The organism is Clostridium sp. CF012, from assembly GCF_018861755.1.
In the GTDB taxonomy this organism is placed as follows: Bacteria; Bacillota; Clostridia; order Clostridiales; family Clostridiaceae; genus Clostridium_AD.
The window spans coordinates 25,244-49,547 of the sequence record NZ_JAHLEF010000037.1; the positions used below are offsets into that span (position 1 = coordinate 25,244).

The window sequence follows — 24,304 nt, forward strand, 5'->3', positions numbered from 1 at the left end:
GAGGAATTTATTATGGCAATTAGTTTGAAAAAAGGTCAAAAAGTGGATTTAACTAAATCCAATCCGGGTCTTGTTAGTGTTATGGTTGGACTAGGTTGGGATACTAATAAATATGATGGAGGAGCTGCTTTTGATTTAGATGCAGCGGCTTTCTTAGTTGGAGCAAATGGAAAAGTATCATCTGATAATGATTTTATTTTTTATAATAACCCAAAGGACTCAGCAGGATCTGTAACACATATGGGAGATAACAAGACTGGCGAGGGCGAGGGCGATGATGAACAAATTAGAATTGAACTAAGTAAAGTACCGGCCTCAGTTGAGAAAATCAACTTTACAGTAACTATTCATGAGGCTGCGGGGAGATCACAAAATTTCGGTCAAGTTTCTAATGCATTTATAAGAATTTGCGATGAAGCTAGTAGTGAAGAATTAATAAGATATGATTTAAGTGAGGATTATAGTGTTGAAACTGCAGTAGTAGTAGCAGAATTATATCGTAATAATGGAGAATGGAAGTTTAGTGCAGTAGGAAGTGGATTTGAGGGTGGATTATCTGCGCTTTGTAGTAACTTTGGAATTAGTGTAGACTAACATCACCTTCGATGATAACTAATAAGTAAGGGGGAATAATCATGACTATTAACTTAAGTAAAGGTCAAAAAATTGATTTAACCAAGACTAACCCAAGTTTAAAGAGAGCGATCATTGGACTAGGTTGGGATACAAATAAATATTCAGGTGGTGGCGATTTTGATTTAGATGCCTCAGCCTTTTTAGTAGGAGCAAATGGAAAAACCAATAATGATTTAGACTTTATTTTTTATAACAATTTAAAACATTCATCAGGAGGGGTTATTCATACTGGTGATAATAGAACTGGAGAGGGAGACGGAGACGATGAGCAATTAATCGTTGAATTTTCTAAAATACCAGCAGATATTGAGAAAATTGCAATTACAGTAACTATACATGATGCAATAGCTCGTGCGCAAAATTTTGGTCAGATTTCTAATGCCTTTGTTAGAGTAGTGAATGAAGAAACTAATGAAGAAATCTTAAGATATGATTTATCAGAGGATTTTTCAGTAGAAACTGCATTGGTATTTTGTGAAATATATCGTAATAATGGAGAATGGAAATTTAGTGCAACAGGAAGTGGTTTTCAAGGCGGTCTTTCAGCCCTTTGTAAAAATTATGGTCTTGATGCATAGAGGTATACAATATTTAAATTAATAAATGAAAGCAAGAACAATATATATTAGAGGAGTTGGGGAAAATGGGTATAAATTTACAAAAGGGTCAAAGAATAAGTCTTACAAAAGATAATCCAGGTTTAAAAAAGACAATGGTGGGCCTTGGATGGGATCCAGTAAAACAACAATCTAAGGGGTTACTTGGGGGCTTATTTGGAGGCAGTCAAGCACAAGTAGATTGCGATGCTTCTGTGTTTATGTTAGATGAAAATGATAAGCTAAAATCAAAAGAAAACATAGTTTATTTTGGAAATTTAAAAAGCAAATGTGGTAGTGTTCAACATATGGGAGACAACCTTACTGGAAGTGGTGATGGGGACGATGAGCAAATCATGGTTGACCTATCAGCAGTACCACAAAATGTAGCCAAGCTAGTATTTGTTGTTAATATTTATGCTGCGGCTCAGCGTAAACAACATTTTGGCATGATACAAAATGCTTTTATACGTTTAGTAAATGTTTCAGACAACAAAGAAATGCTTCGTTTTAACTTGACAGAAGAATATTCTGGTAAAACTGGTTTATATGTTGCAGAAATCTATCGTAACAACGGAGAATGGAAATTTATAGCTGTAGGCGAAGGCGATGCTTCTGCTGGCTTAAATGAAATGTCAAAAAAATACCAATAAGGTTAATTGGATTATAGACTAATATAGCTATATATTTAAAAAAATACTTGTGTAGAAAATGACATGTCCATCATTTTCTACATTTTAATGTAAAAGAAAATACAAAAATTACTGAAAGGTGGATAATATGAAATATTTTAAAGAACAGATTCCAAAAGTTCTAGATGAGCTAAAAGTTGATAGTAGTATTGGTTTATCTAGTTCTGAGGTTAAACAAAGACTAGAAAAATATGGTGCTAACGAATTTACTAAGCAAGAAAGAGGATCTATATGGGATAGCATAAAGGAAGCAATTACAGAACCTATGATGATAATACTTTTAGTTGCAGCTGTAATTAGTGCATTAGTTGGAGAGTTTGCAGATGCTATTGGTATAGTATGTGCTGTAGCAATAGGAATTGGTATAGGAATTTTTACAGAGGGAAAATCACAAAAAGCTGCAGATGCGCTTTCAAAAATGACAGAAAATATAGAGGTAAAAGTAACGCGTAATGGGAAAATTGTTCAAGTTAATAAAAATGATTTAGTACCTGGTGATATAGTTCTAATTGAGACTGGGGATATGGTACCAGCAGATGGAAGACTTGTTAGCAGTATAGATTTAATGGTTAGAGAGGATATGCTTACAGGGGAATCAGAGGATGTAAGTAAAGATTCACAAGTGGTAATTGAGATGGAAAATATAAAAGCTAAAGATAAAAATATTGTACAAGACCCTATTCCAGCAAAACAATTGAATATGGTTTTCGGAGGGACACTAGTTGCTTATGGTAGAGCTAGCTTTGTAGTTACTTCCACAGGAGATAGCTCTCAAATGGGAGAAATAGCTAAAAATCTTGAGGATAGTGATTTACCAACACCTCTTCAAGCAAAGCTGGGAGATTTAGGTGGTAATATTTCAAAACTTTCAAGTGCAATAGCTGCTATATTATTTGTAGTTATGATTATAAAAATGGTTGTAGCAAATGAGATATCACCAGATACTTCAGGTGTATTTGCATTTTTAGAGTCTGTTGGACCCATAAAAACTGCTTTTGTTGTATGTGTTGCACTGATTGTTGCAGCTGTTCCAGAAGGACTTCCAACAATGATAAATATGACACTTGCAATTACTATGCAGAAAATGGCTAAGATAAATGCACTTGTTACTAAAAAGGAAGCTTGCGAGACAATAGGATCTGTAAGTGTTATATGTTCTGATAAAACAGGTACACTTACTCAGAATAGAATGACTGTAGAAAAAGTTTATTTAAATGGTAAATTCAGAGAAAGAGGTGAGCTCACCGAAAGTAATAACTATTTTATAGATAACTGTCTTGTAAATTCAACAGCAGACATTGAAAAGGACGATTCAGAGGTTAAATATTTAGGTAGTGCAACAGAATGCGCCCTTCTTTTATACAATGATGCTTGTGATTATGTACAAGAAAGACAAAATGCAAACATAGCTCATCAAATTCCATTTAGTTCAAAAAGTAAGAGGATGAGTACCGTTATAGAAGAGGAAGAAGGGTCCACAGTACTCACAAAGGGCGCACCAGAAATCATTCTAGAGTTATGTAAATATGAACATATTAATTGTGTTGAAAAAGAACTAGATGCAGCTAGAAGACGTGAGATATTAGCTGAAATTGAAATACTTCAGAAAAAGTCAATGCGTGTACTTGGCTTTGCATATGGAAATATAAGTGGAGAAGTAGCTATGGCAACCGAGCAAGGTACACTAGAAGATGATTTAGTGTTTACAGGCTTCGTAGGAATAAGAGATCCTCTAAGACTTGATGTTAAAGAAGCCATTGAAACTGCTAGAAAAGCAGGGGTTTCTACAAAAATGCTTACAGGAGATAATATTAATACAGCTATTGCTATAGGTGAAGAATTAGGATTACTTGAAGGAACTAATAGGGCAGTAGAGGCTACTTATATAGATACATTATCTGACGAAGAACTTAGAGAAGAAATAACTACTATTTCAATAGTAGCACGTTCGAAACCTGATACAAAAATGAGAATAGTTATAGCGCTTCAAAGTAATGGAGAGGTAGTTGCTGTAACGGGAGATGGGATAAATGATGCTCCAGCACTTACAAAAGCTGATGTAGGTATAGCTATGGGTATAGCTGGAACAGAAGTTAGTAAAAATGCAGCAGATATAATTTTGACAGACGATAGTTTTGGAACTATTGTAAAGGGTCTTAAGTGGGGAAGAGGTATTTATGAAAACTTCCAAAGATTTATACAATTCCAGATAACTGTAAACATAATTGCATTCTTAACAGCAATTTTATCAGTAGTATTCGACTTTCAAATGCCATTTACTACAATACAACTCTTATGGGTAAATATTATAATGGATGGGCCACCAGCACTTTCCCTTGGACTAGAACCAGTAAGAGATGCTGTTTTAAACAGAAAGCCTACAAATAGAAATGCCAGTATTATAACAAAGCAAATGATGAAAAGCATGGTAGCCAATGCTATATATATAACTTGTATTATAATGATTCAGATGAAATTTGACATATTAGGAGCTGGATTCCCAGAAGATGGGGTTACAGGACCAAATCAAATGCAGACAGTATTATTTGCATTATTTGCTTTTAGTGCATTATTCAATGCATTTAACTGTAGAGAATTTGGAGCAAATAGCATATTACCTAACCTTCTAAAAAACACTATATTCTTAAAGATAATTACTGCTACAGCAGTTGCACAAATATTTGTAACTGAAGTATTTGCAAAATTCTTTAATGCAGTACCATTAAGCACTACTATGTGGCTAAAGATAATTATTTTATCTTCACTTGTAATAGTGGTAAATGAAATTGTAAAATTAATTATGAGGCCTTTTACAAAAAAAGAGCAACAAATCGAATCAGAATCAGAAGAAAAGATAGCAGCGTAGATTTATAGATATAAAATCGTAAAAATCCACATTATTGAGTGAAATCAATAATGTGGATTTTTTTATATTAAAGAAAATATATAATATTAGCCGATATTGGAATCTTCTTTATCTTGTGAGATATTTTTAATTTTATGGAATTTTTCATGTACAATATCTAAAATTTCTTCACCTGCAAAGATACCAGATGTTTTTGTAATATATACAATATCTTTAAGGTTTTTCATGGGAAGGTTTTTTAGCAATTCTCCATGTGAGGGAACTATCCCATAATTTGAACCTTCAATCATAGGGTAGTCTAGTAGGGAATCGCCAGCAGCTATAAATGTATCTATATGCTCTAGGTTCATTATATACTTTATAGGATCGTATTTATTTATACAACTCGGAACTATATATACCTTTTTACCTTGTTTTGATAGACTATAATTATGCTTTGAGCAAAAGGCACGTAATACTTCAAAATAATCTATTGATATTTCTCCCTTTAAAAAGGTATTAGCTAACTTGTCTTCATCCACGATGGAGTATATAAATAAATCTTCACAAGTTTTATATGATTTTATGAAGTCACTTTCTAAAAAAAAACTACATAATTTTATCATAGTAAAAATAGATACAACACTATTGATTTTAGCAGAACTTATATCTGACCAAGCTTTAAGTTCCTTGCCGTCCTTAAGTATGATACCTCCATTGGCTACCACTGCGTATTTAGGTCTTATTACATCATAAAAGTATTTCATTCGCATATATTGCGCTGACGAGCGGGTGGTGACAGGTATAAAAAGCATAGTCTCATTTATATGCTCCAGTTTATCCTGCATGGATTTAGTAATAAAACTACTGTTACAATTATTATAAAAATCCACAGGAACAAGTTTTTTCTCATTAATAAGGGTGCAGTGCCTTGAAGAATATATAAGTGTGCTATCAAGGTCCGAGGCAAATATCATATAGTCACATCCTTTGATTACTTTTTACATATCTTCTTTTTCTTTAGATTTAATAATTCCACAACAAGAATAGCACATATCATTGTATATTTCTACAGGGATATGCTTTTCCTCTGCTAACTTATATATATGCAATAAATTAGGATTATCAAAAGAATCTACTAATATTTTCCAAGGAATTCTCCTTAAAAGTACCCTTGTGGCTTCTCCAATTCCTGGTTTTATAAGATTAATATTATCAATGTAAAACTTATGTTTAATACTTTCAATATCGCGAAGTCCCTTGCAGTTTAAAAAATTACCATCAAACTCAATATCCGTAGCAATTTCGGAAGTATTTAGCGGATCTAAAAGCTCAGACATATAATTTTCATCTATATCATTAAAACAGTTAGATATTTCATCAATAAAGAAATTAGAAACATCCACGGGTAATAATTCACGGTAGAACTTTGTACCGTGAAAATCATCTCCAGAAATATATTTATCATTAAGTACAGTTCTACTTACAAGCCCTGAAACTGTGGAATTAAGACAAGCACTTGGAATTAAAAAATCCTCTCTTGTACCGTAAATAAGTGTACAGTGCGCGGGATCAGATAATACTGCTAGGTTTGAATTAAGGGTTATATTAAATTCTTCATAAAGCTCTTTGCAAGCTTTTGCTAAAGTATGTTGGATAACACCTTTACCTGTCCACCCATCAATGAATTGTATTTCCTCAGGCGAATGGTTTTTCAATATATGGGCAATGGCATTTTTATCTATGCCTTTATCACGTATTATGGAAATACTGTAATGAGCAGTAGAGATATCATATTTAAACTTAAGATATCTCTTAATTAATATTCCAATAGGAGTACCAGCTCTAGCAAGAGAAACTAAAACAATGTTTTTACCGCGAGCTTCTATAATTTTCTCGCTTAATATAGAAACTAGAGAAGCAAGTTTGGTTTTTGAGCTTTGTAGAGTGCTATAGAAAATATCCATGTATTCTTTTGAGGGAGTATATTCTATTGGTAACATCTCGGAATAATGAATTCCGCTTTGGATAGCATTTTCTCTAAATTCATTATCTTGTTCTACTATAAGACTTGATATGTCTTTAAGAAGAAATGTAACATCTTCCGCGGGGTAGCTTCCTGAAAAAATACATTGATTCATTTAAATACACCTCTTTTATATATTATTTGTGAAAATTAAAAGCTGTTAGCCTTTCCAGCATACGAAGATAATAGATTTAATATGAAAATATGAAAAAAGTCTATTGAATTCTTCTTTTTTCTCTTTTGTTAAAGGCTTTTCAGAAAAGAAGAATACCTGATTATAAAAATTATCAGGGATGTTGTAAAGGTAGTTAGTTATAGTGCCATCTTCCGGACTTTGAAAAGAAATCTTGTTTTTATTTCCATAATAATCTATGTTTCTAGCGTGAACAGGGCTTCTCGTAGTGGAATGAAAATATACATTATCACCAAGCTTTTCACTTATACTACAAGGTAAATATATAAACTCTCCAGTTCCTATACAAAGACAGTTGCCAGTAGTTCTTTCTTTTTTTAGTATTTTAGATATTGATTTAATCTCTTCGAAAACTTTGGGATTATCTTGCGAACTAAGTCCAAATCTACCCGTAGATTTGTTGTAGCCCTCAATGCACTCAGCTATTTCAAAAACATGCTCTTTAGAGGGAATTAATTTAGTAGAGCTTGGGGGCATAGTTATAGCGTCGCTAACAATATTTTTTGATTTACTGCACTGGATATCCCCCTTTACCAAGGAACAAACTCTAACATCTATATCTTTTTCGCCTTCAAACATTTTATAGCTGCTAGTATCTCTCCAATCTAGTATGGACAATATACCAAAAGATTTACCAGGAAGACATTTTATTAAATTTAATGCAGATTTACCGGTAGTAAGCTCATCATCTATTAAAACTATATCCTCAAAATCGTTGAAAAAGTCCTTATCATAAGGGAAAAGTGAATGTTCTACTGCGTGAGAATGTTCTTCGTTAAAAAATAGTGCAGGTTCTATAGAAGTTATTTTTTCTCGTGTAGTGTGTATATAAGAAGCGTTTGAAAAGTTTTGAAATACCGCTTGAGCAAGACCCGTAGCAGTTTCTGCAAAACCTATAAAAAGAGTTTTGTTTGCAAGGTTTATAGGGGTGTCTAAAATGCAATTTGAATTGCAGGCGTTAACAGAGAAATCATGATTTTTAACAATTTCCTGTCTGTTTTTTAAATTAAGATCGCGTAACTTAAGAGATACATCTAAAGAAATAAGCTTATGAACTAATTCCGTAGTGGGATAATCATTAGAGCCCTCTCTTTCATTAATCCATAAGCGAGCCAAAATTCCTCCAATGATTTTTAGGGTATCTGGGATCATTGGCATATGTTTACCTATAACCTTACTTACAAACAAGAAATCTCTCTTTTTATTTTCTCTAGCTGACATAGTAAAAAGCTTTGACAGGGGTATGTTACATTTGTTTTCGTTAATATTAAGTGATATTTTTAGTCTATCATCTATGTTGTAATCAATCGATCCGTTGTAATAATTCTCTGTGAGATTTTTCATCTTCAAATACCCCCATTATTTTAGCTTTTAATAATATTTCCTTAGCCCATTTTTCATGGGGTTTTACCTCATTCATTTTATTTTCGTAGTTGCTCTTAATTACACCATCCAGGGATGAATCTAAAATGTTAATTGCATCTATATAATTTTCTTTAGAAACCACCATAAGAGAATTCACTAAATTTACTTGGGTTGGGTGTATAACTGTTTTACCAATTAATCCATTAGTTCTATCTAAAAGAGTTTCTTTAATAAGAATATTATTATTGAGATCTAAAACTTTACTATAGTATTCGTAAACTACTCCAGAAATGACATAGTTATCTCGTTTAAAGATGTTTATTATATCACAAATACAATCTTTTACTACGGCTAAGTCGTATACGGTAAAATCCTTACTTCGCCGAAGACTATATAATCCGGAAAAATCTGTTCCTCCAATTCGAATGTTTAAAACATATTCGCTATAGTAATCAATTATTTGTTTTACGTGAATAAGTTCTTTTACTCGAGTTTCACTATGGATTATGGCCGGTGTTTCCAGTATTGGCATTCCGTACAAAATTCTTTTATTAGACCTATTATATTCTTTTAGTACAGAAAAGTATTTTTCTCCAAATTCAACATCAAATTTAGGGAAAATAAAACCACAAAGCCCTATTAAGAAAGATTCATTAAGCAGCTTTTGAAGTTGGCAGACATTTCGAACTCTAATAAAAATAAGAGGCAAACTGTCCATAAAAGAAGAGTCTTCTTTTAAACGCTTTTCTATACTCATAAAGAGGCCAAGAATATTATGTTCAGCTTGTACAACTTCGTTTGTTGATACAGAATCTTCAATACAAAGAGTAATAGTATGAGCCCCCATAATTTTGCTAGAAAGTACGTCCTTAAGTAAATTTTTCCTTGTTCCTGGCATATATAAACATGCACCTAGTGCATAGGACAATTCTTCTCTTGAGGAAAACAATCCGTAAGATGAAGGTGTTTTAAAAAAAATGTCTTGTGAATTATTAATATTATTAAAATATCGCATAAGTCTTCTCCATTTATCATAATAAATTAATCAGTAATTCCCAAAGGCCATAAATTACTGATTGTAATGCTTTATTATAACATAGTTCGTTGAACAATTACACAATATACAAGTAGTTACTTTTTATTCAATATCTTTAAGGATAACCAATAATGTTGAAGTTATAGGATTAATAAATTGTTAATCATATTATGATATAATATGTATATAGTACATAAAAATTGTAAATCAATAAAAAATTAAAATGGATATCGTCAAAGATCCAGTTATATTGTAAAAATGAAAGGAGACAACGTGTATGTTTAATTTTAGAAATCATCAAGAACTTACTTGCGTCGCGGAGGGAGAGGGTCACTTTTTTGCAAAATTAGGTGCTATGGTGGCTTATAAGGGAAGTTTTACTTCTGAAAAGGTATTATTAGATACAAATAGTAATCAAAGCTTATTCAAATCCGTTCTGAATCTAGCATCTAGAAAACTCACAGGAGAAAATATTCCTATTATGAAAGTAAATGGTAGTGGTAGCTATTACATGGCGAATAGAGCACAACATGTTAGTATAATTACACTTGAGCCAGGTCAGAGCATAGGGGTTGAAGGAGAAAATTTACTTGCTTTTACCGATGGCTGTAAATATGGCGTTAGATTTATGGGGTCAGGTGTAATATCTCAAAAGGGCATGTTTACATCAAATCTAACAGCCATTTCTAATAATCCGGAGGTCGCTATAACTACTAATGGTAACCCGATTATTTTACAAACACCCTGCGTAGTGGATCCTGATGCAGTAGTATGTTGGACAGGCCCTGACCCTCATTTCAAAACGGATGTTAATTGGAAAACTTTCCTTGGACAAACCTCAGGTGAATCCTATATGTTAGAATTTAATTCTCAGGGGGAAACAGTAATTATCCAGCCGTATGAAAGAGTCTCAGGACTTAACGTTGCAATAGATTAAGGGAGGGATGTTTTTGTGGCTATGATTATTGAAAATGGTAATAAAAAAATAACGTCCCAAAAGAAACATTATGGGAATTTAACTGTTGAAACCAGCATCAGACCAGAAAATAATTCAACAATAATTTTAGGACAGCACACAAATCAATGCAATATCCAAAGCGAAAATAATAAAGGAACTAAAATTTCTGGAGCACCTACTGTGAATACCAATGTAAAACCAAATAACGACATGGAAAAAAGAAAACTTGTGGATGTTACTAAAAGCATTAAGCTGGGAAAAGGACAAAAATTGAGCTTAAATCAAAATGCTAAAAATCTTTCAAAATTAATAGTAACATTAGACTATAATGCAATTTCGAAGGGTAATAATGATTTTGATTTAGATGTATCAGTATTTATGGTGGATGTAAATGATAAAACAGTAGAAAAAGACTTTATTTTTTATGAAAACACCAAGAGTACTTGTGGAGGGATAGTTATTAAAGCGGATCACAATACTTCTCTTAAGGACGCTTACAATGAAAGCATTCAGTTAGACTTAAATCTAATACCAGCTCACATTCAAAAATTAGCCTTTACTGTAACTATTTACGAAGCTACTGAAAGGCTTCAAAGCTTTGGACAGTTATCAGATGGATATTTTAGAATTATAGCTGGTGACAGTAATCAAGAAATTTTAAACTATAAATTTAATGATAATTTATCTGTAGAAACAGCCATGGTAGTAGCGGAGATATACAGATATAAAAGTGAGTGGAAGATTAATTGTATAGGTAGTGGATTTAAAGGTGGACTGGAAGCACTGTGTGATAATTATGGAATAGAGACTACTTAATATATTATGCGATAAAAATATAATAGGTAGAGTATATATAGAATAAAACTATGTATACTCTACCTATTATTTTATTTAAGCTATAATCGATGAGTTTATGGTTGTTTTTAAAGAAAATCTTTTAAATTACTTAAAGTTAAAAATATTAGACAAAAAACTTTTGCCCTTTTCTTTGGTGTATTTTTTTTCGTCGTTAAAATCAGGTAAGGATAAATTGAAATTTACTTCTTCTAATCTATGAGTATCGTAGAATTTTTCTGAGATTTTTTCCTCTATATTATTATAGCCAGTAGGAGTTAGTATACTAATGTCAAGTCCAAATAGGTTTAAGAAGCATAACATAATGGAATCCTCATCACTAAAAATACTTTCATTATTATCATAAATTAGAAGTTTAGGTACTTTTGAAGGATAATCATACTGCTGAATCAGTTGTAGTATCTTTTTATCGGTATTTAATATAGTCATTAAAATCCTTAATTTGAAGTCCTTATCTATAGCTTTTTTTAGCATATCAGTTTTCATTAAATAATTTATTTTTTCTATAATAATATGTTGCAGGGAAGTTTTTAAATAAGAAAATTTATAACAGCTATGAGTTATTAGTTTTTCACTATCAACAAACCCACTATTATTAAGGACAAAGGCTAAGGAGTATAAATCGGTTTTAGAGTAAGTTACATTAGTAAAGGGAATTGCGGATATAAATAATGTATTATCCGAGGATTTTAAATGAAAAAAGTCCTTCCAATATAATGTTAAATCACTGGGAACACCGCTTATTTTTGCGAATAAGTTTGGTATATATACAGTATTATTCTCTACTCTAAATCCTGTGCGAAGGCTAGAGTCTTCATTCCATAAAAGTTTAAACTCGTGAAATGTAGTTGTAAGGGTAGCAGGCTGAGTTTTATACTCCTCAAATTGCCAAGGCCTATAAAAACCATCTCCATCAGTATAAAGCGAGTTTGATAATTCTCTGGAGGCGCGTACAGCAATAGTTTCCTGGCGAATTAGTTTTTCTTCTATTGGAAACTCCTTTAAATCAGATTTATAGGGGAGTTCAAAGCACTCCGAAAATATATCACTATATTCAGTAAGCTCTGAAACTCTATCACATAAAGAATTTATATATAATACATCGCAGCCTAATTTAGACAAAAAAATTAAAAATAAAAGCTCATGCTTTTTAATGTCACCATAATATATTATTTTAGGGTTTGAAATTTCATCAGAAGAAGTATCTTGAAAGTGAAAATTCTTAACAAGTGTTGGAACAAAATAATGAACCCAAGAAAGTAATTTCAGTGAAAAATTCTTAACTTTAGATAAGTTTAAATGATTCTCTTCCTTACAGTATAAATCTAATATGTAACTAAAACTATTTGCCATAGAACAATTTAAAGTATTATTATTGGTGGGAAAAACCTTGTGTTCCATAAGCAGTGCAGCAATTTTAGTAGTTTGTGATGAGTCAAAAGGATCTACATGCTGCCATATATTTAGAGTGCTAGTGATTAATTTAGGCACAGTGCGTATAGGTATAGCGTCTGTAAATTTTAAATATAAACCATCGAACATACTAAGGCTTTTATCTAATCTAAATAAGTCATTATAATAATCATCTTCATTTTCGGTTATTCCTATATATCTATAAAAATATACTGGGACGAATGGCACAGTGCCACCTATAAATCCAATCCTTTTATTGACAGGCAGAATTAAATCATTAAATATATTCATACTACTTTTAAGTAAAGTGTTAATAGAACCTTTAAAGCTTATATCAGCAGGAGAATCAGGCGAGTTTTTATGTTCTATAACAGCGTGGCCGTTTTTAATATCAGTTTCTTTAAATTTACTAGTATCATCCACAATAGCTTTCTTAAAATCCAGGTTTATTTTTAAATCAAGATCTGTTAAGGGCTTAGTTTTTGGTAACTCTATAAGTTTTGAATACATATTTCGGATATCGATTTTTGAAAAATCCATATCCGATAGCGTATTAATATATATTACATCGCAACTTAGTTTAGATAAGAATATTAAAAAATAAATTTCATGTTTTTTAATCTCACCATAAAAAAGCACCTTAGGGTTTGTAATATCAATATTTTCCCTGGAATTATAATTAGAGCTATGGAGTAGTCTTGGAGCAAAGTCCATCATCCATCCTAATAACTTAATAGCAAAATTCTTCAGTACAGTTTCTGTACTATTAGGCTCATTTGATAAATAAAGAGCCATGGTTTCATCGAAGCTATTTTGGATGTATTCATCAAAATAGTTGTTCTTAAAATCTGGGAATAGACCTTTATTTTTAAGAATATTAATTAATGTGTTTCTTTGCTGAGCATTAGAACTTAGAAGTCCTTCCCAAGGTATTTGGCTTATAGATGTAGATAAAATTTTTACTGGAATTCCAGAAGTAAAGTTTATATATAAGCTTCCAAGTGAAGTTAGCTTAGCATTTAGTTTATGCAAATTCTCATAATAGAGTTCACTATTTTCACTAATACCAATATATCTATAAAAATAAACAGGTATTTTAGGGGATTTTGATTTAATAAATCCCTCCCTCTTATTTACAGGAACAAATATATCTTGAAATAAATTTTGAGATTCTAAGATAGATGTACTTATTTGTTTTCTAGTATTAATCAAAGCGTAAACCTCCAATCTTATTTTTACATCTATGATATACAATGACCATAGATGTAAAAATACAATGTAACCTATATAAAAAATTAATAATAAAGTCAATTTTACTTATTAAAAAATACATTTATTATAACTAGTTTACCATTAATTTTACTATTAGGTAATAGAATATTGCGATACTATTTTTCTTTTTTTCGCCTGCGACTTAAGGACAGCCCACCGAAACCACTAATAATAGCCATATAAAATCCGAAATCATACCACCAACCAGAATTTACAACCTCGTAAACCCTGTGACTCTTATTAAATATGCCTAAGATTAAAGATATGGGTGCAATCCATCCATGCCATATACCAGATAAGAAGTTAGCAGGGTTGCCTTTGGAGTAACTGCCATCACCCGGCGTACAAGCAACCATAAACATAGATAGGCTTAAAAGTCCTAAAACTAATAGTGTTTTTTTAGTTTTTATTTTCATTAAAAAATCCCCCTTTTTATTATGTATAGTTATTAAATTAGTTTTCAATTAATTTTATGAAGGTGTTTAATTTATAATACATATTTTATCATTTAATGTATAAAAATACTATAAACATCTATGGATAATAAGAAGAATAGGAAATAAAAATAAACAAAGACTATAAATATAATAAGATAGAAAGGAAGTAATAAATTGAAAATAAATGAATCACTTAAGTGTCCAAAATGTAAAAGTGAAAATTTCGAAATAAAACATGAAGCCTCTTACCTCTATACATATAAAATTGACCTGGTAAATACAAATATGGAAGATGAGGAATTAGAAAATCTACCATTTTTATTTGATAACAGAGAACAAACTTGCTTCAAGGAATATATAGAATGTAGCACATGTGGCACCAAATATCCTTGCTCCATTGATAAAGATAACCAAACTATAGATCTTACTATAATGAAAAAAGCTATAAGAGCTGATAATGTGGAAACACCAGAATTCCTTGGGTAAAAATTAAGCGTAAAGTTTTATAATTTATGTAGTTGTGCACATATTGTAAAAAGATAGAGTAACATATCATTTTTGTTTTAGATTAACATAAGTATTGAAATATACATATAATAATCACAACAACACATTAATTAAGTAGGGATGTGAGGTTTATAGTGTATTTCAATAATATCCCAATATATTCTTACGATATTATAAACACTTATCCACATGATGTTAGTGCTTTTACTGAGGGGTTAGTGTACGAATCTGATTGTCTTTATGAAAGCACTGGAAAATACAATGAATCCACGCTGCGCAAAGTAAATTTACAAACAGGTGAGATTTTAAAAATACACAAATTAGGTGAAAATTATTTTGGTGAGGGGATTACACTTTATCATAATAAAATTTTTCAGTTAACATGGAAATCGAAGGTAGGGTTTATTTACGATAAAGATAGTTTTGCCCTAATTAATAAATTTTACTATAATACAGAGGGTTGGGGAATTACTCATAATGATGAGCATTTAATTATGAGCGATGGTACAGATGAAATATTTTTCTTAAATCCCCAAAGTTTTAAAAAGGTGTATAGTATTAGAGTTCATGATGAATTCAGGCCTATTACAAAGCTGAATGAACTGGAGTTTATTAAAGGAGAAATTTATGCTAATGTATGGAAAAGTAATAAAATTGCTAGAATTTGTCCTCATAGTGGCAAAATAACTGGGTGGATAGAGCTTAAAGGGTTGTTAACTCCTAAGGAATATAAAAATGCAGGTACACTTAATGGAATAACCTATGATAGTGAAAATAATAGATTTTTTGTAACTGGGAAAATGTGGCCTAAAGTATTTGAAATTAAACTAATTTAAATAGTAATATTTTATAAAAATTACACGAAAAACTTTAAAACCACTGAAAATAATTAGTTATTTTCAGTGGTTTTCTAAATGCTACTAAAGTAAAACTATATTTGCATTCATACAATCCTCAATCATTTCATCTGTCCATATTGAAGCCTGAACTTCCCCAATGTGAGCTTTATTTAAGAGATACATACATATTCTAGATTGACCTATACCACCGCCTACGGTATATGGGAGTTTACCTTCTAATAGTAGCCTATGGAATTCAAAGGAACTACGTTCCTCACAACCGGATACTTTAAGCTGCTCTCTTAGTGCTGTTTCATCAACTCTTATTCCCATAGAGGAAAGTTCAAAGGCTTTTTCAAGTACTGGATTCCAGAATACTATATCTCCATTAAGTGACCAATCATCATAGTCCGGAGCTCTACCATCGTGCTTTTCACCAGATTTTAATGCACCACCAATTTGCATGATAAATACGGCAAGTTTTTCTTTACATATAGCATCTTCTCTTTCTTTTGGAGTAAAAGAAGGGTATAGATCCTCAAGCTCTTGCGTAGTTATAAAGAAAATTTCCTCAGGTAGAAATTTTTCTATTTTAGGATATAACTTGTGGACATGATCTTCTGTATCTATAAAAACTTTATAAAGGCCAGTTACTATTTCTTTTAAATTATCTAAAGTTCTTTCTTCTCTTAAAATAACCTTTTCCCAATCCCATTGGTCCACATATATAGAGTGAAGGTTATCTAAATCTTCATCACGTCTTATAGCATTCATATCAGTATATAGGCCTTCTCCTACTTCAAATCCATATCTATACAAAGCCATACGCTTCCACTTAGCTAGTGAATTAACAATTTCAATATTTGTACCAGCTAAAGCTTTCATATCAAAGGAAACTACACGCTCAATACCGTTTAGGTTATCATTTATACCAGTATCAGATTTTACGAAAAGAGGGGCTGAGACTCTGGTAAGACTTAACTCCTTAGCAATCCTACTTTCAAAGAAATCCTTTATTTGTTTAATGGCAATTTCTGTATCTTTGAGTCCCAGACGCGGGTTGTATCCAACTGGAATTGCAAGTTCTTTTTTGTATGTTATCATAAATAAAACCTCCTAGTAGTTTTGTGATATATTCTAATGATTAGCATGGCCATGCTATAAATCCAAAATTGATACAAAAAACAAAAAACCTTTCATCCTTGTTTCTAGGACGAAAGGTTAAACTTCCGTGGTACCACCTAAATTAGCTTTAAAAGCTCACTCGTAATCAGTACGGAAAAACATTCGATACTGCCCTATATATAACGGTTAGGCTCCGTCCAGACCTAATTTCACAAGGATTTCAGCTGGAAACTCAGAGATGTTCTTCAATATAGGCGTCATATGGAACTTTCACTATAATCCACTCGCTTTAACTACTTCCTATATGTACTCTTCTCGTCACAGTCTTTATAAAAATAACTTACATTTATTTTAACTTGCAAGTTAGGATTTGTCAACATGCAAAATTAATATTTTTAGGCCAATTCACAAAATTGTAAAATCTAAGTTTATAGGCTAATTACGTATCTCTACTAGAATCTAATTACTAATGTCCTTTCAGAAGGAATATTGACAAGTATATTTACATAAATCATAATAAAAGTATTAATAAAGAACTTTTGAAATACTTAAGGGGTGCATATATGAAGAAAAAACATATAAATTGGCTTTTGGCTATAGGTTGGATGATATTGATATTTCTCTTTTCTAGTCAACCTGGGGAGGTATCAAGCGAAAATAATAAATTTGTTATATATATATTCAAATTTATTGGGCTGGACTTAAATAGTATACTTGGCACTCTCAGTGATTTTATAGTTAGAAAAGCAGCCCATTTTACCGAATATTTTATTTTGTATATTCTGTTATATAGAGCTATAAACACAAAGAAAAGTTTGAACATTAAAGTATTTATTGGGATTCTGATAATGGTATTTTTATATGCATGCTCAGATGAGTTCCATCAAGCATTTGTTCCGGGCAGAGGACCTGCCTTTAGAGATGTTATGGTAGATACATGCGGTGGGCTTACGGCATTTCTGACTATGTACATTATCACATTAAAAAAAAGACCTAATTCTTCGAATAAAGTCCTGACTAAATTAAAATAAAGTTTTTCTAAAAAAGCTAATCGGCTCCGCACTCGATTAGCTTTTTTCGCGTTTACCCCCTACCTTTCTCAAAAAAAACCAGATCCCCATCCAAAATAAATGTACCTAAAAACAACCCGAGAATTTTGTTTATTCTTTTAAATTAGAAAAATCAGGTGCTACGTACGCTAATATAAAGTTGTTTGTAAATATGGAGCTTTAATGTAATAAATGGTATAATAATGTAAATATTTGATGCTAAACATGTAGATTTAATTAAATAATTTAGTTATTCATTAGGAGGGTAAACATGTCTGAAAATGCTGTAAATAGTGATCAGAAGGTATTCGGAGAGAAAATTGATGGAGTGGAATACATTAATAGAGTGGGTGTATATGGAATTGTTATTGATAATGAAGGTAAAATTGCTACTATAAAAACACCAACAGGATACTTTTTACCTGGTGGTGGAATTGAGGATGGAGAAACACATAAAGAATGCATTGAAAGAGAATTTATAGAAGAGACGGGATTTGAAGTTTCAATAGAAAAGTACATTGGTAAGGCTTCATTGTACCATGTATCAAAGACAAATAAATATTTGCATGGAATAGGATATTTCTATATCGTGAATTTGAAAAGTATGACCAATAAAAAAGTAGAAGAGGACCACGAATTAATATGGATTGAATCTGTTGAGTGTGTTAAGGGTTTATTTTTAAAACATCAAGCGTGGGCGGTTTCTGAGACTTTAAGGGGAAAAGGTTAATTCAAACTTGTAATCAAATGCGTAATGAATGTTAGTTATATTACTAGAATAAATAATAATTGTATAGACAGAATTTATTACTTTTAATTTTTTTTGATTTTTTGTAACGAAACATCTTTAATTCAGTCTTATATATGTGAGGAGGTGAGAATGTGGCGAATTTTGAAAACATCTATAATCAATATTTCCAAGATGTTTACTCATTTGTGTTGTCTTTAAGTCGTAATGAAACAGTTGCCGAGGAAATCACACAAGAAACTTTTTTTAAGGCTTTGAAAAACATTGATAATTTCAAGGGTAATTGTAAAGTTAGTGTTTGGCTTTGTCAAATTGCAAAAAATACTTACTTTTCCTACATTGACAAACAGAAGAGCTTCGAACCCAGTAATATATATGAAAAAGTAATCAATAATGGCATTGATGAAGTGATATTGAATAAAGAAGACGCTTTCTATATTCATACGGCTTTACATTACTTAGGTGAGCCATATAAAGAGGTGTTTACCTTGAGAGTGTTCGGAGAATTATCATTTGCCAATATAAGTCTAATCTTCGGGAAAACCGAAAGTTGGGCAAGAGTTACATTTCACCGTGCTAAACTAAAAATACAAAACTATCTAAAGGAGGTACAAAAATGAGCAAAGTATCCTGTGGAATTATTAAAGACTTACTGCCCTTATATTATGACAGGGTGTGCAGCGATGAAAGTAATAAAGTAGTTGAGGAACATCTTGATGAGTGTAACAACTGTAAAAACGAATTGGACAGAATTGGAGTTGATATCAAATTACCGAAAGAAACTATAGAAGAAAATCGTAGTAATGCTAATGCGATAAAAGACATAGCAGATTCCTGGAACCGTTCAAAAATAAAAGCGTTTACCAGAGGATTAATCGGTGCTACTGTAATATTCACGGTTTTATTTTTGGGGTATATAGGTTTGTTTAAATGGAACATTATAAGCGTTCCTACTGATGTGGTAAAGGTATCGGGAGTTTCTCTATTGGCAGATGGTCGAATCGCTTATCATATTGAATCAACAGACCGTTTTGAGTTACGTAGGGTTAAATACGATATGGACGGGGATGGAAACTTTTATCAAAATCCTTTGCGTCCAATAATTAAGACAGAAGTAAAATTTAATATGACTGTAAACAATAATGATTTTTTTGATATTAAAGCTCAAGAAATGAATAGTAATGGTGCGGAAATTAAGGCGTTATATTGGGGAAATCCAAAAGATAATATACTGATTTGGAGAAAAGGGATGAATCTACCAAAGGCTAGTGAGAAAGTTGAAGCAGAGTTAAATGTTAGTCCTGGACAAGTGCGTGTACAACCATAAACGGTAGTTTGTGAACTAAAAGAGTGCAGAATGTGGATTATGTAATGATTATATTTATAGCTTTTCACATTATGTTTTCATCCTTGATGCTAGTAAGGGGAGATGGTATAGGGTTTTCTACTCTATGTGGAAGGTATAAGCTTAGAGATGTTAAAGGTTTTGAGCGACTTGATTAACAGATATTTAATTTCTACTATAGATAAAAGTGAAATGGTGGAGCAATTGATTGGAAAGATAAGTCCGAGTGATGTGACTGAATATGAAGATGAATTGCTAAATGAGGGTTTCTTCACTATATATCATATTAATGGAAATTATTATGACGCTTTAAACTCTGAGCCGTTATGTTTAAGAGCGTGTTTAGAAGACAGACATAGGTTTTCAAGAGTTGAAAGAGATAGCATTATTAGTGAATATAAAAAAAGGTTTTAAGCCGGATTAGTAGAAAATGATTCTTTAATCGTGAATCTACGATATTTGAATAATAATGACAAAGAGTGAATTATTTATAAATATACGAAGATTATTTATATAACTGGAAGTTGAGGAGGGTATGATGAAAAGGAAAAAATTAATTGAAATATTAAAACAGCTAAACCCTTTAATAATAGAAAATAATGGACCAACTGCGATTTTTATTGATGGTAAAGATAATAAAAAGGTAAATATATCTGCTTTGTCAGTAGATAAGGATTTTATTATTGTTACAACAGGGAAATACCTGTTTAAACGTAAATACCGAATTAACAGAAATGAACTATAGTATGGCCTGTACCAAATGAAATTAATTGGATGGTGTGTTTAAGTCGCATGTTTCTTAACGGGCGACACAAGTAGAAAACCCATATCAAATAAGATGTGGGTTTTTGATATATCAGTTCTATATTTATATTAAGAGGCCTGAGAATGGAATGTGGAAGTTTCTCCTTTTTACATACTTTATGGTTATATATAGTGTATAAGATATATATAACATATATAAATATTGAGAATATAATAAAAAAGAGTGTTGATGTTAAAGCAAAGTCCTAACAAAGTGCCCCAAACCTTAGAATAACTGATAACGAGGAAGAGCTACATTATATAAATAATTTATAAAAAAATTAATGTATCCCTATAAAAAAATAAAATTGTATGAGGATACATTAAAGCAGAGTTAATTTATTTCCAATAAGAAATATTATCTTCAAGTTGATTAAAAATCGAGCGGACAGCTTTTGACCAATTTTTATCTTCAGAGTATTTTCTATTAATCCAAGTAAAGGCATCTATGTTGTTAGGTTTATTTTTACATAAATTGACTACAGTTCTTGCAGCAATACTGGCAGAATCTTCAATGCTTGTATTATATCTTTTCCAGCTATAAAACACATTAAAGGGATTGTTAGCGATTTTATAGGCATTTTCATCATCTTTGGGTACGAAGGATTGTTCTTGCCCTGTAATAGCGAACATAACAAGTGGATTAAGATTAAAATCTTTGCTTACATCTAATATTGCTGAAAAATAGGGTTCTTCAATTAAGAGGGAGTTCTTAGATTTCAAAAATTCTTTTAAGCTTGTTATATTAACATTCTTGTACATTAAATAATTTGGAAGGTGAGCATTAACAACTGGATTTTCATTAGGCATAATATTGGTTGAGCTAATGTTAGCCTTTTTTGTATTATAACTTTCAAGGAGGGCAGATTCATTTAATGTATAGAGATCATCTTCATAATTATAGGATTCAATTTTTTTTGATAAATTCATATCTAGTGGTTCAATGTAACCGCGACTTAGAGTAAGAGATTTCTTATCCCTTGGTGATAGGGTCGTGGCATATGGCAATTTATTTGAAAGCGCTGTTTCATAGGCAGGGGTAGTAATAATGATTTTGGAATTTCCTTTTTCAAAATCATTAAAAATTATACTAGTATAGCCTGTAAAATTTTTAATAAATACTATGCAAATTACACTATAAATAATTGTAAGTAATAGAAGTTTCCAATTAATAAGATTATGTTTCATACTTATATTTTTACACCTACTTTTAAATTTGTAATATTTCTATGCAAAACACTAAAATACATAGCTTTATCCCAAATATGCCCAAAAAAATAAAAAATATACAATGAATGTAAAATTAAAAATCCTATTTGTATGGATACATTTTTTAAAATCCATTAACAGTGTTATAATTTTAAATATGATATTGTATACTACAGTTTAAGGAGTGAAAATTATGAAAGTGTCTCAAATAATGACTCCAGGACCTACGGAGGTAAGAGAGAACGTCAGAATGGCCAGAGCTTTAGCTACAACTAATCCAGATTTAGATTTACAGTTTTATGAATTTTACAAACAAACGTGTGAGAAAATAGGTCAGTTTTTAAAAACTAATAATCAAGTTAGAATACTAAGCGGTGAAGGGATTTTAGGCCTTGAAGCAGCATGCGCATCCCTAACGGAAGCTCATGATAGGGTACTCGTAATTGATAATGGAATATTTGGAGAAGGGTTTGCGGATTTTGTTAAAATGTACAGTGGAGAAGTGGTTTTTTTTAAAGGGGATAGGAAATGTAAGATAGATATAATAGAACTAGAGAAGTTTTTAGAAAAAGATCATAATTTTAAATATGCTACTGTAGTACATTGCGATACTCCTTCAGGAGTTTTAAATGACATTGATAAAATATGCCCTTTGCTAAAGAAAAACGGTATACTAACTGTAGTAGACAGTGTAGCTGCAATGGGTGGACAAGATATAAGAGTAGATGATTGGAAAATAGACATAGCATTAGGAGCTTCCCAAAAGTGTGTTTCGGCTCCAGTGGGGCTAACTTTTATAAGTATAAGTGAAGATGCATTTAACTTAATGCAGCAGAGAAAAACCCCTATAGCTTCTTACTATTGCAATTTACTTGTATGGAAGGATTATTACGAAAACAAATGGTTTCCATATACGCCACCAATAAGTGACATTGTTGGACTAAGGCAGGCTATTGATAATATATTGGAGGATAAAGAGGTAATTAAAAGACATAATTCTATTGGTCGAGCTACAAGGAAAGCAGTAATTGCAGCAGGTCTTAATCTATACATTGATGAGGGATATTCTAATACTGTAACAGTTATAGAAATACCTAAGGGTATAGATGATAAAGAATTATTAAAATATATGCTTGATGAGTTTAATGTTTTTATAGCTGGTTCATTTGGGTATCTACAAGGAAAAGTAATAAGAATAGGTCATATGGGTGAAAATGCGAAAAAAGATAAAATGGTATATACTCTATTAGCATTACAAAATTCATTAAAGGCACTAGGCTTTCAGTGTAAAAAAGATATTGTTAAGGTTTTTTTAAACGAGATATAATTGTTTTTAAAGGAACATGAGTGGTAAGTATATATGTAGAATAAAGTATAAGTCGGTGAGAAATCATCGGCTTTTTTATATCGCTTCATATATATAGATGGAATAAAAATATAGGAATCTAAGTGGAAAGAGTTCATACAGTTAGTGCTTTTAGGACTAAAGAGAGTATACTAATCCTAGTGTATCAGTATCAAGGAAACTTCAAAATTAGTAGTATTATAAAGAATATTGCATATAATTGTCGTATTTGAGGAGTTAGTATAAGTGACTTATATATGTATATGATAGAATACTCCTTGTCGTCGCGAATGATGGCGAAGAACGCTAGATACTAATTACTATTTAATAAGTTTTCATATGAAAACTTAATTTTAAAAAGTTGTTGACAAAACAAGCAATACCTAGTAATATAGTAGAAGTCGTCGGTTGACGATTAACACAAAACAAACAGTTGGTCTTTGAAAATTAAACAGAGAAATAGGTAAAATAGCGAAATAATATTTCGCTTGACCAGTTAATTACTTTAGATAAAGAAGTAATTTTAGTCGTAAGACTAAAAAGTATGTAATGAGCTTGCTAACCAGCTTAACAGTTGGCGCAGATTATTCATTTCAAATAAAAAGTGTAAACTTTTAAATTGAGAGTTTGATCCTGGCTCAGGACGAACGCTGGCGGCGTGCCTAACACATGCAAGTCGAGCGATGAAACCCTTCGGGGTGGATTAGCGGCGGACGGGTGAGTAACACGTGGGTAACCTGCCTCAAAGAGGGGAATAGCCTCCCGAAAGGGAGATTAATACCGCATAATATGTTTTGATCGCATGATCGAGACATCAAAGGATTCTCTTCGGAGATTCCACTTTGAGATGGACCCGCGGCGCATTAGCTAGTTGGTGAGGTAACGGCCCACCAAGGCAACGATGCGTAGCCGACCTGAGAGGGTGATCGGCCACATTGGAACTGAGACACGGTCCAGACTCCTACGGGAGGCAGCAGTGGGGAATATTGCGCAATGGGGGAAACCCTGA

The 24,304-nt window shown here is 31.7% G+C and carries 23 protein-coding genes, 1 rRNA gene and 1 other annotated feature; of the genes, 16 read left to right on the forward strand and 8 right to left on the reverse strand.

What is annotated here, in order from left to right; all coding sequences use genetic code 11:
• Positions 1-9: 9 nt before the first annotated feature.
• From KPL50_RS22055 to KPL50_RS22070, 4 genes are all read left to right on the forward strand, one after another.
• Positions 10-594, forward strand: a complete 585-nt coding sequence (locus KPL50_RS22055; protein ID WP_375372957.1) for a TerD family protein — start codon at positions 10-12, stop codon at positions 592-594.
• A gap of 41 nt (positions 595-635) precedes the next feature.
• Complete coding sequence (locus KPL50_RS22060) at positions 636-1,214, forward strand: TerD family protein (RefSeq protein WP_216300689.1); 579 nt, start codon at positions 636-638, stop codon at positions 1,212-1,214.
• A gap of 65 nt (positions 1,215-1,279) precedes the next feature.
• Positions 1,280-1,885 (forward strand): TerD family protein, encoded by a 606-nt coding sequence (locus KPL50_RS22065; RefSeq protein WP_216300690.1) that lies wholly within the window; start codon positions 1,280-1,282, stop codon positions 1,883-1,885.
• A gap of 127 nt (positions 1,886-2,012) precedes the next feature.
• Complete coding sequence (locus KPL50_RS22070) at positions 2,013-4,790, forward strand: calcium-translocating P-type ATPase, PMCA-type (RefSeq protein WP_216300691.1); 2,778 nt, start codon at positions 2,013-2,015, stop codon at positions 4,788-4,790.
• A gap of 86 nt (positions 4,791-4,876) precedes the next feature.
• On the opposite strand, the gene KPL50_RS22075 is transcribed toward KPL50_RS22070, so the two are convergent.
• From KPL50_RS22075 to KPL50_RS22090, 4 genes are read right to left on the reverse strand one after another with little or no spacing between them, the layout of a single operon-like run.
• Positions 4,877-5,746, reverse strand: coding sequence for an HAD hydrolase family protein (locus KPL50_RS22075; RefSeq protein ID WP_216300692.1), 870 nt, complete (start codon positions 5,744-5,746; stop codon positions 4,877-4,879).
• 24 nt (positions 5,747-5,770) lie between these two features.
• Entirely contained in the window at positions 5,771-6,910 is a 1,140-nt protein-coding gene (locus KPL50_RS22080; protein ID WP_216300693.1) for a cysteine protease StiP family protein, read from the reverse strand.
• Positions 6,911-6,955: 45 nt separating this feature from the next.
• Positions 6,956-8,332: a phosphoribosyltransferase family protein gene (locus KPL50_RS22085; RefSeq protein WP_216300694.1), complete on the reverse strand. Its 1,377-nt coding sequence runs from the start codon at positions 8,330-8,332 to the stop codon at positions 6,956-6,958.
• The gene (locus KPL50_RS22090; protein ID WP_216300695.1) at positions 8,292-9,368 is read right to left on the reverse strand and encodes an HpcH/HpaI aldolase/citrate lyase family protein; all 1,077 of its coding nucleotides are present in this window, start codon (positions 9,366-9,368) and stop codon (positions 8,292-8,294) included. The genes KPL50_RS22085 and KPL50_RS22090 overlap by 41 nt, the downstream gene beginning before the upstream one ends.
• Positions 9,369-9,666: 298 nt before the next feature.
• On the opposite strand from KPL50_RS22090, the gene KPL50_RS22095 reads away from it, so the two are divergent.
• Together KPL50_RS22095 and KPL50_RS22100 are read left to right on the forward strand one after the other, a co-directional pair.
• Positions 9,667-10,326 carry an AIM24 family protein gene (locus tag KPL50_RS22095; protein WP_216300696.1) on the forward strand — a complete coding sequence of 220 codons (660 nt, stop codon included), beginning with the start codon at positions 9,667-9,669 and terminating at the stop codon, positions 10,324-10,326.
• Between the two features lie 21 nt (positions 10,327-10,347).
• On the forward strand, positions 10,348-11,163 hold the full coding sequence (locus tag KPL50_RS22100; protein WP_253200756.1) for a TerD family protein: 816 nt from the start codon (positions 10,348-10,350) through the stop codon (positions 11,161-11,163).
• Positions 11,164-11,289: 126 nt separating this feature from the next.
• Here KPL50_RS22100 and KPL50_RS22105 read toward each other — a convergent pair whose 3' ends face one another.
• Positions 11,290-13,827: a YceG family protein gene (locus tag KPL50_RS22105; RefSeq protein ID WP_216300698.1), complete on the reverse strand. Its 2,538-nt coding sequence runs from the start codon at positions 13,825-13,827 to the stop codon at positions 11,290-11,292.
• A gap of 176 nt (positions 13,828-14,003) precedes the next feature.
• Positions 14,004-14,249 (reverse strand): hypothetical protein, encoded by a 246-nt coding sequence (locus KPL50_RS22110; RefSeq protein WP_253200757.1) that lies wholly within the window; start codon positions 14,247-14,249, stop codon positions 14,004-14,006.
• A gap of 249 nt (positions 14,250-14,498) precedes the next feature.
• Here KPL50_RS22110 and KPL50_RS22115 point away from each other — a divergent pair, with 249 nt between their 5' ends.
• Complete coding sequence (locus KPL50_RS22115; RefSeq protein WP_216300700.1) at positions 14,499-14,810, forward strand: hypothetical protein; 312 nt, start codon at positions 14,499-14,501, stop codon at positions 14,808-14,810.
• 155 nt (positions 14,811-14,965) lie between these two features.
• On the forward strand, positions 14,966-15,667 hold the full coding sequence (locus tag KPL50_RS22120) for a glutaminyl-peptide cyclotransferase (RefSeq protein WP_216300701.1): 702 nt from the start codon (positions 14,966-14,968) through the stop codon (positions 15,665-15,667).
• 84 nt (positions 15,668-15,751) lie between these two features.
• Here KPL50_RS22120 and asnA read toward each other — a convergent pair whose 3' ends face one another.
• Positions 15,752-16,774, reverse strand: coding sequence for an aspartate--ammonia ligase (asnA, locus tag KPL50_RS22125; RefSeq protein ID WP_216300702.1), 1,023 nt, complete (start codon positions 16,772-16,774; stop codon positions 15,752-15,754).
• A gap of 102 nt (positions 16,775-16,876) precedes the next feature.
• Positions 16,877-17,126, reverse strand: a binding site (T-box leader).
• A gap of 232 nt (positions 17,127-17,358) precedes the next feature.
• Here asnA and KPL50_RS22130 point away from each other — a divergent pair.
• The 6 genes from KPL50_RS22130 (at position 17,359) to KPL50_RS22155 (ending at position 20,682) form a co-directional block, all read left to right on the forward strand.
• A complete protein-coding gene (locus KPL50_RS22130) occupies positions 17,359-17,826 on the forward strand; it encodes a VanZ family protein (RefSeq protein WP_216300703.1) in 468 nt (155 codons plus the stop codon).
• Between the two features lie 289 nt (positions 17,827-18,115).
• On the forward strand, positions 18,116-18,574 hold the full coding sequence (locus KPL50_RS22135; RefSeq protein ID WP_216300704.1) for an NUDIX hydrolase: 459 nt from the start codon (positions 18,116-18,118) through the stop codon (positions 18,572-18,574).
• A gap of 152 nt (positions 18,575-18,726) precedes the next feature.
• Positions 18,727-19,212, forward strand: coding sequence for an RNA polymerase sigma factor (locus tag KPL50_RS22140; RefSeq protein ID WP_216300705.1), 486 nt, complete (start codon positions 18,727-18,729; stop codon positions 19,210-19,212).
• Positions 19,209-19,919, forward strand: a complete 711-nt coding sequence (locus KPL50_RS22145; RefSeq protein WP_216300706.1) for a zf-HC2 domain-containing protein — start codon at positions 19,209-19,211, stop codon at positions 19,917-19,919. Before KPL50_RS22140 ends, KPL50_RS22145 begins: the two co-directional genes overlap by 4 nt.
• A gap of 126 nt (positions 19,920-20,045) precedes the next feature.
• A complete protein-coding gene (locus KPL50_RS22150) occupies positions 20,046-20,351 on the forward strand; it encodes a hypothetical protein (RefSeq protein ID WP_216300707.1) in 306 nt (101 codons plus the stop codon).
• A gap of 124 nt (positions 20,352-20,475) precedes the next feature.
• Positions 20,476-20,682, forward strand: coding sequence for a hypothetical protein (locus KPL50_RS22155; RefSeq protein ID WP_216300708.1), 207 nt, complete (start codon positions 20,476-20,478; stop codon positions 20,680-20,682).
• Between the two features lie 398 nt (positions 20,683-21,080).
• On the opposite strand, the gene KPL50_RS22160 is transcribed toward KPL50_RS22155, so the two are convergent.
• Complete coding sequence (locus tag KPL50_RS22160; protein ID WP_216300709.1) at positions 21,081-21,929, reverse strand: hypothetical protein; 849 nt, start codon at positions 21,927-21,929, stop codon at positions 21,081-21,083.
• Between the two features lie 214 nt (positions 21,930-22,143).
• On the opposite strand from KPL50_RS22160, the gene KPL50_RS22165 reads away from it, so the two are divergent.
• The gene (locus tag KPL50_RS22165) at positions 22,144-23,277 is read left to right on the forward strand and encodes an alanine--glyoxylate aminotransferase family protein (protein ID WP_216300710.1); all 1,134 of its coding nucleotides are present in this window, start codon (positions 22,144-22,146) and stop codon (positions 23,275-23,277) included.
• Positions 23,278-23,910: 633 nt separating this feature from the next.
• A 16S ribosomal RNA gene (locus KPL50_RS22170) occupies positions 23,911-24,304 on the forward strand; the annotation flags it as partial.

What these genes read in the sequence shown, in the direction of transcription:
- KPL50_RS22060 (WP_216300689.1), top strand. Translation starts at nt 636, where the DNA reads ATGACTATTAACTTAAGTAAAGGTCAAAAAATTGATTTAACCAAGACT.
- KPL50_RS22065 (WP_216300690.1), top strand. Translation starts at nt 1,280, where the DNA reads ATGGGTATAAATTTACAAAAGGGTCAAAGAATAAGTCTTACAAAAGAT.
- KPL50_RS22070 (WP_216300691.1), top strand. Translation starts at nt 2,013, where the DNA reads ATGAAATATTTTAAAGAACAGATTCCAAAAGTTCTAGATGAGCTAAAA.
- KPL50_RS22075 (WP_216300692.1), bottom strand. Translation starts at nt 5,746, where the DNA reads ATGATATTTGCCTCGGACCTTGATAGCACACTTATATATTCTTCAAGG.
- KPL50_RS22080 (WP_216300693.1), bottom strand. Translation starts at nt 6,910, where the DNA reads ATGAATCAATGTATTTTTTCAGGAAGCTACCCCGCGGAAGATGTTACA.
- KPL50_RS22085 (WP_216300694.1), bottom strand. Translation starts at nt 8,332, where the DNA reads ATGAAAAATCTCACAGAGAATTATTACAACGGATCGATTGATTACAAC.
- KPL50_RS22090 (WP_216300695.1), bottom strand. Translation starts at nt 9,368, where the DNA reads ATGCGATATTTTAATAATATTAATAATTCACAAGACATTTTTTTTAAA.
- KPL50_RS22095 (WP_216300696.1), top strand. Translation starts at nt 9,667, where the DNA reads ATGTTTAATTTTAGAAATCATCAAGAACTTACTTGCGTCGCGGAGGGA.
- KPL50_RS22100 (WP_253200756.1), top strand. Translation starts at nt 10,348, where the DNA reads ATGATTATTGAAAATGGTAATAAAAAAATAACGTCCCAAAAGAAACAT.
- KPL50_RS22110 (WP_253200757.1), bottom strand. Translation starts at nt 14,249, where the DNA reads ATGTTTATGGTTGCTTGTACGCCGGGTGATGGCAGTTACTCCAAAGGC.
- asnA (WP_216300702.1), bottom strand. Translation starts at nt 16,774, where the DNA reads ATGATAACATACAAAAAAGAACTTGCAATTCCAGTTGGATACAACCCG.
- KPL50_RS22130 (WP_216300703.1), top strand. Translation starts at nt 17,359, where the DNA reads ATGAAGAAAAAACATATAAATTGGCTTTTGGCTATAGGTTGGATGATA.
- KPL50_RS22135 (WP_216300704.1), top strand. Translation starts at nt 18,116, where the DNA reads ATGTCTGAAAATGCTGTAAATAGTGATCAGAAGGTATTCGGAGAGAAA.
- KPL50_RS22145 (WP_216300706.1), top strand. Translation starts at nt 19,209, where the DNA reads ATGAGCAAAGTATCCTGTGGAATTATTAAAGACTTACTGCCCTTATAT.
- KPL50_RS22155 (WP_216300708.1), top strand. Translation starts at nt 20,476, where the DNA reads ATGAAAAGGAAAAAATTAATTGAAATATTAAAACAGCTAAACCCTTTA.
- KPL50_RS22160 (WP_216300709.1), bottom strand. Translation starts at nt 21,929, where the DNA reads ATGAAACATAATCTTATTAATTGGAAACTTCTATTACTTACAATTATT.
- KPL50_RS22165 (WP_216300710.1), top strand. Translation starts at nt 22,144, where the DNA reads ATGAAAGTGTCTCAAATAATGACTCCAGGACCTACGGAGGTAAGAGAG.